Origin of the sequence: Streptomyces sp. NPDC048290, from assembly GCF_040652095.1 — a bacterium.
Classification (GTDB): Bacteria; Actinomycetota; Actinomycetes; order Streptomycetales; family Streptomycetaceae; genus Streptomyces.
In genome coordinates this window covers 1-12,585 of record NZ_JBEZLM010000031.1, presented here as the reverse complement: position 1 = coordinate 12,585, position 12,585 = coordinate 1, and the positions used below count along the sequence as shown (strand labels likewise).

Annotated in this window: 7 protein-coding genes; 1 reads left to right on the top strand and 6 read right to left on the bottom strand. The window is 73.4% G+C overall.

The genetic code is table 11. The features are described 5' to 3' along the window. Positions 1-38: 38 nt before the first annotated feature. The 4 genes from AB0D49_RS36325 to AB0D49_RS36310 form a co-directional block, all read right to left on the bottom strand. The gene (locus tag AB0D49_RS36325; protein ID WP_362766600.1) at positions 39-4,658 is read right to left on the bottom strand and encodes a DUF6603 domain-containing protein; all 4,620 of its coding nucleotides are present in this window, start codon (positions 4,656-4,658) and stop codon (positions 39-41) included. Beyond that, the gene (locus AB0D49_RS36320; RefSeq protein WP_362766597.1) at positions 4,658-6,316 is read right to left on the bottom strand and encodes a hypothetical protein; all 1,659 of its coding nucleotides are present in this window, start codon (positions 6,314-6,316) and stop codon (positions 4,658-4,660) included. The genes AB0D49_RS36325 and AB0D49_RS36320 overlap by 1 nt, the downstream gene beginning before the upstream one ends. After that, positions 6,313-7,797 (bottom strand): hypothetical protein, encoded by a 1,485-nt coding sequence (locus tag AB0D49_RS36315; RefSeq protein ID WP_362766594.1) that lies wholly within the window; start codon positions 7,795-7,797, stop codon positions 6,313-6,315. The genes AB0D49_RS36320 and AB0D49_RS36315 overlap by 4 nt, the downstream gene beginning before the upstream one ends. A 348-nt stretch (positions 7,798-8,145) precedes the next feature. Then, positions 8,146-8,859 (bottom strand): NAD(P)H-binding protein, encoded by a 714-nt coding sequence (locus AB0D49_RS36310; protein ID WP_362766592.1) that lies wholly within the window; start codon positions 8,857-8,859, stop codon positions 8,146-8,148. Between the two features lie 97 nt (positions 8,860-8,956). On the opposite strand from AB0D49_RS36310, the gene AB0D49_RS36305 reads away from it, so the two are divergent. After that, positions 8,957-9,685 carry a TetR/AcrR family transcriptional regulator gene (locus AB0D49_RS36305; protein ID WP_362766589.1) on the top strand — a complete coding sequence of 243 codons (729 nt, stop codon included), beginning with the start codon at positions 8,957-8,959 and terminating at the stop codon, positions 9,683-9,685. A 95-nt stretch (positions 9,686-9,780) separates the two neighbouring features. Here the strand turns inward: AB0D49_RS36305 and AB0D49_RS36300 are convergent, their stop codons facing one another. Together AB0D49_RS36300 and AB0D49_RS36295 are read right to left on the bottom strand one after the other, a co-directional pair. After that, positions 9,781-11,769: a choice-of-anchor A family protein gene (locus tag AB0D49_RS36300; protein WP_362766587.1), complete on the bottom strand. Its 1,989-nt coding sequence runs from the start codon at positions 11,767-11,769 to the stop codon at positions 9,781-9,783. A gap of 185 nt (positions 11,770-11,954) precedes the next feature. Beyond that, positions 11,955-12,464, bottom strand: coding sequence for a hypothetical protein (locus AB0D49_RS36295; RefSeq protein ID WP_362766585.1), 510 nt, complete (start codon positions 12,462-12,464; stop codon positions 11,955-11,957). Positions 12,465-12,585: the final 121 nt, after the last annotated feature.

The following is a 12,585-nucleotide window of genomic DNA, read 5'->3' as shown; positions in this document are numbered from 1 at the left end:
GGGGGGTGTCGTGACGTGGGGGGGCAGGTCGGGTGGACTCAGGGCGTGTAGATCTCCGTGGCGGCCGTGACGGTGTCCGTGCCGTCCGGGGTGGCCGGTCCGGCGGCGGTCAGGCCGCCGGTGACCAGGACCCGGCCGTCGCCGAGTTCGGTCACGGCCGCGTCCGACCGGCCGGTGGCCGTGCCGCCGGTGCTGGTCCAGGCGCGCGCGGCGGGGTCGTAGCGCGGGCAGCCGCGCAGGCCGGGGGCGGCCGGGTCGTGGGGGAAGGTGCCGCCGAGGACGAGGAGTTGCCCGGTGCGCAGGGCGACGGCCCGGTGCCCGACGCGTCCGGGGCCCGGCTGAGCGGGGACGGCGGCCCAGTCGCCGCTGTCGGGCCGGTACTGCTCCACGGCCGCCGTGCCGCCGCCGGTCACCAGCACGGTCCCGTCGGCGAGCGGGGTCGCCGTGTGTCCGGCGCGGGGTACGGCGAGGCTGGGCGCCGGGGTCCAGGCGCGGGTGGCGGGGTCGTAGACCTCGCAGTACGCGAGGGCGGCGGTGTGTCCGGCGCCGGTGTGCAGGGCGCCGCCGACGACCAGGACCCGTCCCTGCGTGCCGGGCAGCCGTACCGCGCGGTGCCCGGTGCGGGCGTCCCCCATCGGCGCGGGCCGCCGCGCCGCCGGGGCCCAGGTGCCGGTGCGCGGCTCGAACACCTCGGCGGACGCCAGCGAGCCGTCCTCCCCGGTCCCGCCCCGGGGTCCGGCGCCCCCGGCGATCAGCACCGTGCCGTCGGCGAGCGCCGTCGCCGTATGCCCGTGGCGGGCGTCCGGCAGCGCGGGGACCGTCCGCCAGCGCCGCCCGACCGGGTCGTACAGTTCGGCGGAGTCCAGGACCCGCCCCGTGCCGTCCCGGCCGCCCGCCACCAGGACGGTCCCGTCGCCGAGCAGGGTCGCCGAGTGCCCGGACCGCGCGGCCGTCATGTCCGGGAGGGGTTCCCAGGCGCCGCCGATCGGGTCGAACAGGGCGGCCGACGCCAGCGCCCGGCCGTCGCCGTCCCGGCCGCCGGTCAGCAGGACCTGCCCGCCGCCGAGCCGTACCGCCTCGCCGCCGGCCGCCGCGAACGGGGCGGGCGCGACGGAGGTCCAGGTGCCGGGCGTGGCGAGCGGGGCGGCGACCTCCGACTCCCGGACCACGTGCAGGGCCCCGGCGAGGGACGGTTCGGCGGCGACCCACGCGGTCAGCGCGTCCTGGGCGGTGGCCAGCGAGCGGAAGGTGGCGGCGCCGGAGCCGGTGCGGGCGGCGGCCGGGGGCAGCGCCTGGACGTTGGTGCGGACATAGGCGACGACGAACCGCGCTCCGGTGACCTGGACGGTGTCCTCGGCGGCGAACGGCTGCCGACGGTCGGCCTCGGTGCGGGACAGCGGGGAGCGGCTGGTGCTGCTGCCGGTGAGCAACTGCCGGAAGACGGCGGCGGGGACGTCCTGGTAGCGGCGGGTACGGCCGGTGCCGGGCGGGGCGAGGACGGCGGTCCGGCGGGCGGCGGACGGGGCCGGGGTGGTGCCGGGGCGGGTGTGGGGGCGGCGGGTGTCGAAGACATGGGTCTCGTAGCGGGCGCTGCGCCGCACGGCCCGGGGGGAGTCCAGGGCGTCGCGCCGGGCGCCGAGTTCCAGCCCGCAGTCCTGGTCCTCGTAGGCGGGCCGGGAGAGTTTGGCGGCGTCGTCCATGTCCTGGAACTGGGCCATGGGGAACTTGTCGTCGGGTGTGGAGAGTTCGGTGAGGCCGCTGTCGGGGTCGACGGCGAGGGTGAACCGGTCGCCGTCGGCGGCGCGCTGGGCGCCGATCCGGTCGACCCGCACCCCGAGCGGTACGGTCCGCTGGCGGACGAAGAGGGTGCCGAGCGGATGCAGGACGAGGTCGTCGGTCTCCGGCAGCGGACGCAGGGTGACCAGATGGCGGGTGGTGCCGGAGGGCAGCCGGGTCTCCCAGCCCTCCTTCTTGCCGAGTTCGGCGGCGAGCAGTTCCAGGACCTGCACGGGCGGCAGGGTGGTCTGCTGTTCGTCGCCCCAGGTGATGTCGAAGTCGGCGGAGATCTCGAAGAACAGCAGGGAGATCGAGCCCCGGCCGTGCGCCCGCCAGGGGGCGGGTCCTTCGAGCTGGAAGCGGAGGTCGATGCCGAAGATGCCGACGCCGAACGCCTTCAGGCTGACGCTGGCGGAGACCCCGATGACGAACGCGAACGGGGAGAACCGGAACAGCGCGTCGAAGGTGACATGGCCCTCGATGCCGAAGTCGGAGAAGCCGAGCCGCAGCAGCGCCTCCGCGCCAAACTGGACGGTGTTGGAGGTGATGGCGAAGTAGCCGGAGACCCGGATGAGCCGTCCGGGGCCGTTGAGGATGTCGACGCTGATCCGGTCGGGCACCGGGAAGGGCAGCTGGGGCGGGTGGTAGGAGGGGTGGAAGCCGCCGACGGAGAGCACGAAGTCGGGGTTCTCGCCCCAGGAGACGTACAGGCCCATACCGCCGTCGATGGTCATCCACAGGATGCGGGACTCGAAGAGCCGGGCGTAGAACCAGAGGCGGGAGGTGTCGAACTCGATGGCGCCGATGAACTGCACCTGGAGCACCAGCAGCGGAAGCTGCTCGGTGGGCAGGGCGGCCTTGAGGACACCGAGGACGGCGAGGTTGCCGGGGATCTCCACGATCAGCCCGAGGGAGACGCTGACCAGGGTCGGGGTGCCCCAGCCGAGCTTCGCCATCGGGCCGACGAGGAACGTGCCCTCCTCGGGCGGGAAGTACTGGCGCAGATCGCTGATGATCCGGGGCGCGTTGGCGACGACGTCCTTGGGGAACATCACCGATTCGATGCGGCCGGTGTGCACGCCCTCGGTGAGTGCCCGCAGGTTCATGGCCCGGTTGAGGCCGATGATCCCGCCGACGGCGAGCAGGGTGAAGCCGTAGCCGAGCTGGATGCCGGTGCCGAACTCGGCGGTGACGACGACCAGCAGGGAGAAGCCGGAGGAGCCGTCGGGCAGCCGGGTGGAGATCAGCCCGATCGCCTTGAGGTCGAGGAACCCGGCGAACTCCAGCTCCAGGGCGCCCGCGTACTCGCCCCGGTCGGGGTCGGCGTAGAGGTAGCCGCCGCCGGTGACGATCCCGGCGTCGACGGTGAGACCGATGCCGCTCGGGGGTTTGAAGCCCAGGTCGAGCTGGAGCGGGCCGAGGTTGCCGCCGCCGGGCGGCAGGGACAGCGCGGCGACGACGCCCATCCGCTCGACGGTGGCGGTGACCGGGCCGAGGGCGACGGTGAAACCGGCGGAGAGTTCGACGGGCACGGTGCCGCCGCCGACACGGGCGGCGATGTACACGGTCTGGAGGAGGACGGGGCCCAGTGCGATGTGGACCGGGATCTGCGCCTCCAGGCCGCCGCTGCCGCCGACCTTCAGTCCGTGCTGGGTGTCGAAGGACAGATCGAGGTCGAAGGCGGCCTCCAGGCGTCCGCCGCCCAGGACGGTGGTGAGGAAGCCGTCGCCCTGGGAGGCGTCCAGGACCAGCCGCAGATCCTTCACATGCGCGCCGAACACCAGGGCGCCGACGGCGTGTCCGGCCTGGGCGTCCCAGCCGAGGCGCAGTCCGATCCGGCCGCCGACCGATCCGGCGCTCAGTCTGCTCCCGGCCGGGTCGCCGAAGAGCAGGAAGGGCGGACCGTCCGCGCCGGGCGCGGTGATCTCCACATCGAGTTCGCCGTCGATCACCCCGCCGGGCGGCGGGACGACGGTCACCTGGTCGTCGGCCTGGAGCAGCACGCTGGTGCCGACGGGCAGCGGCAGCGCGAGGGCGAGCTTGGCGGCCCAGGTCCCGGCGTCGAACTCGGTGAGGGTGATCTCGGGCAGCGGGTAGAGGACGGTCAACGCCAGCCCGGAGGGCGTGACATCACCGCGCGGGACGATCTCCAGGAACACCGCGTCGAGCAGGGGCGCGCCGGGACCGCCGGCGTCGACCACGCCGACGCCCATCCGGCGCAGCAGCCGGGCGAGGGTGGCCAGCAGCAGGACGCCGGTGTAGCCGGGGGCGCCCCACTCGTAGCGGTCGCGCAGATGGGCGCCGGGGCCGCCGAGGAACGACAGCAGCTGCTCGGGGTGGAGCGCCCGGCGGACGTGGGCGGGATGGGCGGCGTCCCCGGCGGGCACCGGGGTGCTCTCCACGGCGCCGGTGAAGTCCAGCAGTTCGTACACCCCGGGCAGGCCCTCGACGGCGGTCACGATCAGCGCGTCCCGGACGAGGGTGCCGAATCCGGCGGCGAACGCGTCGATCTCGGGCTGCGGGATGCCGCTGCCCTCGCGGGTGGCGGTGCGGAAGGCGGGGCCGACCGCGTCGACGGCGTCGGCGGCGAGCCCGATCGCGGCGGCCAGCCGGGCGGCCCGTAGCACCACGGCGGCGGTGTCGTCCCGCTCGGCGGCGTCCACGAGATCCGCCACCAGCGGCGGTACGGCGGCGAGTTGCAGCGCGGCGCGTCCGGAGGTCTCCAGGATCGCCGGGTCGGTGTCGATGTACGCGGGGAACGCGAGCCCCAGTTCCCGGGCGAGCGCGCGGGGCCCGCCGGGTCCGAAGCTGTACTGGAGGCCGTCCAGCAGCCGGGCGAGGGCGAGGGCGGCGGCTCCGAGGGTGCCGACCTGACTGGCCATCAGCCCTCCCGCGCGGTGAGCTGGACATCGGGGTGCTTGCAGCCTTCGCCGGGGTCGGCGTACGGGACGACGGTGTCCAGGAGCCCGGTGAGGCTGTCGCTGCCGATCAGGGCGGTGACCAGGGTCTCGTCCAGGGCGGCGAGATCGGCGCGCAGGGCGTCGCTGCCGCGGTCGGCGAGGGCGGCGCGCAGGGTGTGCACGGCCTGGCGGCGGGTGACTCCGGCGATCTCGGCGGGGACGCGGTAGCCGGGGCTGCGGGCGCTGCGGGTGAACGCGGCCAGCCAGGAGGGTCCCTGGGCGCGGTGCCAGGCGACGGTGACCCGCCGGTCGTGGTTGGCGAGCCGGACGGCCTCCCAGGCGTGCGCGGTGATCCGGTCGAGGAGTTCCCGCCCGGCGGGAGTGGCGGCGAGCCGGTCGCGGACGAGGGTCAGGGGGTCGGGTGGACCGGCCTGCGCGGTGGCGGCGGTGGTGGGGACGTCGACCGGGTCGGAGGCGTCCGAGTCGGGGCCGAGGGGGAAGTCGATGCCGAGGGCGTTCATGACATGGGTGATGTGGTTGGCGTAGGTGAGGAGGGTGGGGGGCGGCGGGGCGTGCGGGTCCTCGGGGATCTGCCCGCCGAACAGCAGGCCGACGACCTTTCCGCTGAGCTGGTCCACGATGACCGCGCCGGAGTCCCCGGGCTGCGCGAACCGCCGGGGGACGGGCGGGTCGCCGGGCAGGAAGCCCTGGATGGTCATCTGCTGCCGGTACTGCCAGTCCTCGGTCTCCCCCGGCGTCCGCCAGGGCAGGTCACCGCTGGCGACGACGACCTTGCCCAGCACGCGTTCCCGGTCCATCGCCCCGATCTTGTAGACCCACATCCCGCCGGTGGGTTCGGCGACCCCGGTGACGGGTCCGGGTGCGCCGCCGTCCTTGAGGAGCCGGATCAGCCGGGTGTACTTGGTGCCGCAGTTGCAGCACCAGGAGATACAGGTGTCCACGGTGGCGATGGCGGCGTCGACCAGGTCGGTGCGCTTGGCGGCGACCACGGACGCCACCCGTTTGCGGGAGTTCACCGGGGACTTGGGGTAGGGGTCGGCGGGCGCGTAGTCGGTGGGCTCCGGCAGCGGCTGGAACAGCGGGCCCTTGGTCTCCTGGGCGCCCCCCGAGACGACCACGTGCCGGTTGGTCAGGGCCACGGGGAGCTGGTCGGAGCGGCGGGTGGCGACCATGCCGAGGGTGCCGGGATACACGAAGTCCGACTCGCCCGCCTCGCCGCGCTCCAGCCGCCCGTTGGTGATGACCGTGCCGCCCAGCAGCGGCGTCCCGACCGGTACCGGGACCGGTCCCTCGGGGTCGGCGAGGGGCGCCGGGCCGGTGAGCGGGCCCGCGGTGCGCACCACGCACACATCGGTGGCGACGCCCGCCACGACCGGCGGCACCAGCCGGTCCGCGGTGAGCCGGTCGGCGGGCAGCTTCTCGGCCACGTACACCTTGATCACGAACTCGTCGACGGCCACCTCGGCGCGCTCGCGCAGGCCCACCGTGACGTGCACGACGTCCGGCAGGGCGAGCAGCCGGTCCCGGACCCCGGAGTCCAGCAGGGCGCGGTGCCGGGCCTCGACGGCGTACAGCTCGTCCAGGGAGTACGGCGGGTGCGGGGGGTGCGGCGATGTCATGCGGGGCCTCCGACCTCGTCGAGGAGGGCGCGGGTCGTGTGGCCGCGGGTGAACGCGGCGAGCAGCGGCGGGTACCAGTGCGCGAGATCGGCGCGCAGGGCCGGGCTGCCGTACTGGTCGAGCGCGTCCCGCAGCCGGGTCAGGGCCTCGGCGCGGGTGATGCCGTCGATCCGGTCGGGGAGCCGGTAGCCGGGGTGGCGGGCGCCGCGCAGCAAAGCGGCGGCCCAGGCGGGGCCCTGGGCGCGGTGCCAGGCGACGGTGACCCGGCGTTCGCCGCGGATCAGGGCCTGGATCTCCTCCCGGTGTGCGGTGGCGGCGGCGGTGAGCCGCTGTCCGGCGGGGGTGGCGCGCAGCCGGGCGGCGAACTGGTCGAACTGGTCCGGGGAGAGGTCGGGGGTGTCGTCGGTGAGGGAGCGTTCGCCGCCCTCGATGGTGATGCCGAGTTTGGCCGTGACGTCGGCGATGTGGTTGGCGAGCCCGAACACCGGGCCGGTCCCCGAGAGCGGGGCCATCCGCGCGAACAGCAGGCCGACGACCTTGCGCTGCCGGTCGACCACCACCGCGCCCGAGTCGCCCCGCTCGGAGAAGATCTCGCCGACGCCCTCGATCTGGATCTGTCCGGTGAAGGTACGGGGGACGCCGAACCGGGGGACGGTGAAGCTCGGGTAGTCGAGGGTGACCACCTTGCCCTGGGTGCGGCCGGAGATCCGGCCCACCTTCCACACCGGGTCGGTGGGGCGCAGCGCGGTGGAGACGCCCTCCACGGTGTCGCCGTCCAGGTCGAGTCCGAGGATGCGGTTGCGGAAGCCGACGCCGAAGTTGAAGCAGAGAACATGGCAGCTGCACACCTCGACGATGGCGGCGTCCACGCGTTCGCTGATCTCGCAGTCGAGGATGGGGCCGATGCGGTGCGCGGTGCTGGTGGGCTTCTTGGGGTAGAGGTCGTCGAAGTGCGCCACGTCCAGGTCGGCGCCCGGCTGGTACAGCAGGGCGCCCTTGTCGGCGTAGTTCGAGAACGCCACGTGCCAGCAGGTCAGCAGGACCTTCTTGCCGTCCTTGACCCGGGTGCCGAAGCAGCCGAGGGTGCCGCCGCCGGGCGGGAGGAGTGCCCCGTTGTCGTCGATGTTGCGATAGCCGTTGCTGATCTGGACGCCGCCGAGGAGAGGGCGGTGATGGGTCCGGTAGCGGAGGGTCTGGTCGCGGGGCTCGGTGAACTCGATCGGCGGCACCTCGCTGACGTCCGTGGCGGCACCGGCGAGGACGCGCGGGACGAGGGCGCCCGGCGGGACGTCCTTGGGGGCGGCCTTGGCGTGGACCCAGGTCTTCAGACACAGCTCGTCGGTGGCCCGTCCGGCGACCTCCCGCAGTCCGACCGCGGTGTGGAAGACGCCGGGGACGGCGAGAAGGCGGTCCCGGACACCGGCGTCCAGCAGTTCCGTGAGGCGCCGGTATTCGGATTCGAGTGGCGAACCAGGGTCCACGACGCTTCCCCCTGAAAGGGCAGGGTGAAATTCACCGGGCGGCTGAATGGGGAGACGCACGCCTGTACCCATTCAGCCGTGCGTCGATTTCCGCGGGGATTCTCAGAGTCCCCGGAGATTCTGAGCGCCGAGCGTAATGGCGTGCGAAGACACCCGTCAATCAGCCGGTCGGTAACACATCGGGAAACACCGTGGGCGGCTCGCTGTTCAGCGGTGCCTGAAATTCATCCGGCGCTTTTGAATTCCGGCGGACTTTATCCGGCCGCACTGACCGGAAAGGAATGCCTCGTTCGAGCGAAAGGAAGCAATGGCCCGGTCAAATTCCGGGAGCCCGGTGGCGGAGGTGCCCTATCCTGCCGTCTTCGCGTGGGCGAGCGCGCTCGCGGTGGCGCGGCCGACGATCGCCGGGGCCTGGCGGACGAGCGAGTCGTCGGTGAGGGCGGCCACCATGAACAGGGCGAAGTCGACGCGCCGGGTCATGTCGCTGGCCAGCAGCGGATCTCCCACATGCTCAGCCCACACCGGCAGCCCCTGGCTCTCGCCCTCCTCCAGCGAGCTGCCGCGGACCACGGTCCAGCGGGTGTCGCTCGCGAAGATCCGGCGGCACGCCTCCACCTGGTCGTCGATCTCGGCGAACCGCACCAGCTTGCCGATCACGGTGGCGACCTTGAGTCCGACGGTGAACAGCCGTGAGTAGCGGTCCTTGCCGTCCCGGGTGATGTGCCAGCCGCAGGAGAAGACCAGCCGGGCGCCGGGCCGGGCGAAGTCCAGCACGGCCTGCGCGGTGCCCGAGGAGTACTGCCGCACGCCCCACGGCACCAGCACGGTCAGCACCCCGTCGCAGCCCTCGACCGCCCGCCGGATCACCTCGCGGTCGTCGGTGTCCCCGGGCAGGACGGTGATCTTCCCCTCGAACCGGGCCAGCTTGGGCACACTGCGCTCCCGGCAGACCCCGACCACCTCGTACCCACGGTCCAGCGCGTGCTGGACCATGTACTGCCCGAGCTTGCCGGACGCGCCGACGATACAGACCTTCTTCATCCGCTCCCGCTCCCCGCTCATACCGAGATCCCTTCCTCCACCTGGGAACCTTATCCTGTAAGGCAAGGTAACCTTATGCAGTAAGGCAGTCAAGCGAGGGTGTGCGGAAGGAGCGCGGATGCCAGCGGGAGGACCCGAGAGGGCGAGGACCCGGCGCGGCACGGCGGGACGCACCCCGCTCAGCCGCGAGCGGGTGATCCGTACGGCGGTGGCGGTGGCGGACGAGAAGGGGTCGGCGTCGCTCACCATGCGGGCGGTCGCCGCACCGCTGGGCGTCGAGGCGATGTCGCTCTACCACCATGTGGCGGGCCGGGAGGACATCCTCGACGGCATGGTGGACACGGTGTTCGGGGAGATCGAACTCCCCTCGCTCGACCCGCCCGCCGACGGGGCCACCGACGGCGTCTCCGGCTGGCGGGAGGCGATGGCGCGGCGCGCGCACTCCGCCCGCGCCGCCCTGCTGCGCCACCCGTGGGCGATCGGGCTGATGGACTCCCGCTCCCGGCCCGGCCCGGCGACCCTGCGCCACCACGACACGGTGATCGGCGCGCTGCGCGCGGCCGGTTTCTCGGTGCCGATGGCGGCCCACGCCGTCTCACTGATCGACAGCTATCTGTACGGGTTCGTGCTCCAGGAGGTCAGCCTGCCGTTCCGGGGCGCGCCGGAGCTGGACGAGGTGGCGGGCGAGATCCTCAGCCGGATGCCCGCCGACTCCTACCCGCATCTCGCCGAACTGGCCACGGCGCATGTGATGCGGCCGGGGTACGACTACGCCGACGAGTTCCGCTTCGGCCTGACACTGATCCTGGACGGACTGGCCCCCGACGAACCGCCGGACGGCGCCTGATCCGGGACTTCAGTACCGGTCCAGAAGGTTGGCCCGCGCCCGCCGTCGGGGGACAAGGACGGCGGGCGCGGGCCGGGCGGTGCTACGGGGTGCGGTCAGGCGTCACGGCAGTGGTCGCCGTACTCCTTGCCCCCGTGCTCCTTGTCTCCGTAGTCCTTGCCGTGCTCCTTGCCGTGGTCCTTGCCGTGCTCCTTGCCGTGCTCCTTGCCGTGGTCCTTGTCGTCATGGTCCTTGTCGCCGTAGTCCTTGCCGTGCTCCTTGTGGCCGTAGCCGTCGTCGCCGTAGCCCGGCTTGCAGGGCTCGGGCTGTTCGCCCTCGGGGGTGTTGTCGAGGCGGGCCGTGACGGTCTCGCCGTCGGTGTCCAGGACGTACGGGCCGCTGATCGGGTTGTCGGGCAGGACATAGCCGTCGGGTACGTCGGTCTCCAGCAGGTAGTAGGTGCCCTGCGGGAGTTCACCGAAGGTGCAGCGGCCGTCGGCGTCGGTGGTGCACAGGCCGTCGACATGGGTGTCGGGGTCGGCACCGGTGGTCTGGAGACCGGGGACGCCGTTGGTCTCCTGCCACAGCTGGAAGGTGGCTCCGGCCAGCGGGTCGCCGGTGTCGGAGTCGGTCTTGAGGATCTGCACCGAGCCGTTGTCCTGCGGGGACGTGGTGGGACGGTTGGCGGCGGTCACCGAGATCCCCTCGGCGGCGTTCTGCGCGGTGAGCACCAGCGGGCCGAAGACGGCGGGCTCGGGCAGCTCGTACCCGGCGGGGGCGGCCGTCTCCTGCCAGTAGTAGATGCCGGTCTGGACCGTCTGGGCGCACCGGCCGTCGGTGCCGGTGACGCAGGGGGCGCCGACCTGGGTGTCGGCGTCGGTGCCGGTGGTCTGGAGGCCGGGGATGTTGTTGGTCTCGCGCCAGAGCTGGAAGGTGGCGCCCTCCAGCGGGTCCTGGGTCCCGGCGTCGACCTTCTCCACGCTCACCACTCCGGTGCGCGGGATGGGGGTGCCGCCGCAGTCGGGCAGGTCGCCGTTGAACGGGTAGGCGTGGAACTCCTGGCCGCCGCCCCCGGACGCGGCCGAGGTGTGGGTGAGGGAGCCGGTGGTGAAGAAGCGGCCGTTGATGCCGGGCAGGGTGACGGTGGTCGCGGACCCCTGGTTGCCGATCAGGAAGCTGCCCTGGAACTGTCCGGTGCCGGCCAGGTCGACCGTCGCGGCGTCGGGGAAGTTCCACAGCAGCCGCTCGCGGTAGGCGTTGAGCGGGTCGGTGGCGTCGTCGATGCCGCCGCTGTAGGTGTTGATGGTGCGGTCGGCGCCCACGATGTTGACCAGGATCGTCGCGTCGTCCGGGATGCCTGCGAAGGTGACGCCCTGCTGGCCGCCGTTGGCGGAGGCGATGTCGAAGTCGACGTTGAAGACCTGGAGGGCGGAGGTGCCGTCACCGGTGAACAGGGTCTGGAAGCCCTGGTTGACGGCGGTGCCGGTGGGGGTGCGCGGGGCGCCGTCCACCCGGGCGTAGCACTGGCTGGCGTCGGTCAGTTCGTCCCGCAGGTCCACATAGGGGTCGGTGGCGTCCGGGTCCTGCACCAGGTCGGCCAGCACGGTGCCGGTGACGGTGCCCGCGTGCCGGACCACTCCGGCCTCGGCCAGCAGCCGCTGCCCGCTCGCCACGGTGATGTTCCCGCCGGTGGTGAGCCAGTCGGCGCCGACGGGAGGCGGGACACGGGAGCCGACCCCGGCCTCGCCGAGGTTGTAGATCTGGCTGACCCCGGCGCTCTTGTTCATGTCGAAGGAGTCCAGGACGACGACCCGGCCCTCGGCCTCGGACGCGGCGCCCCGCACATTGAAATCGCTGCCGACGAAGATGTTGATGCCGTTGTCACGGCCCGCGATGGGGCCGTTGTTCACACCGGGGTAGGGGTCGGGACAGTCCCCGGGGACACAGGGACCGAGCCCACCGGGCAGGGGCGCGGCGGACGCGGGGGACGCCCCGGGACCGAGGACCAGGACGGGTACGGCCGTGAGAGCCACGGCGCAGGAGAGCCCCGCGGACTTCGCGCGGCGGCGAAGGCGCGCGGCGGGGCGGGGGGTGAGGTTGCTCATGCCCGGAGTCTCGATTCGTCCGGCACCGCCCACCACCCGGGTCCCCCGGGATTGGGCCGGTCAGGGCGGTGACTCACCGGCAGGCGTGAACGCAGGGGTCCGGCAGGAGTACACGGAGGGGAGGGGCAGGGTCATCCCCGAGCCCGCCGCCCTGCGACCCGCTGACGTACCGGCAGGTCGCCGTGTCACATGCCGGCGCCGATCACCGCGACACCGCTCTCGCCCCGCTCGAACCGGGCGATCAGCTCCGCCGGGGTGACCGCTCCCCCGACGTGGTCCAGCAGCAGCACGGGCCGGTGCTCGCCGTCCTCGCTCCGCGGCACCAGGTCGGTGACCGTCTCCCGGCGCAGCAGGACCGCCCGTTCGGGGTCCCGGTCGTCGGGCGGGAGGGCGGCGGCGCGTGCGGTGAGGTCGCCGTCGGGGTCGCGCAGCGCGTGGGCGAGGACGGACCGGTGGGCGAGCAGGGTCACCGACAGCCGGTCTCCGGTGCGCTCGTAACGGGCCGACAGATCCTCGGGGAGCAGATAGAAGACGCCCTCCTCGCCCTCGTGGCCCCGGTCGAGGAGCGCGCAGACCATGCGTTCGGCCGGGGCGGCGGAGGTGTGGTCGAGCCCGAGGAACACCTCACGGCCGTCCGGGTCGAGGGAGGGGAGGGTGCCGATCCAGATGCGGGTGCCGCCGCTGTCGTCGTCCATGCGGCGATCCAAGCACAGGGGTACGACAGCGACGGGGGGCCGGGGACGGGGGGGCCGGGGGTCCGGGGTCCCGGGGATCCGGGGTCCCGGGGATCCGGGGTCCCGGGGATCCGGGGTCCCG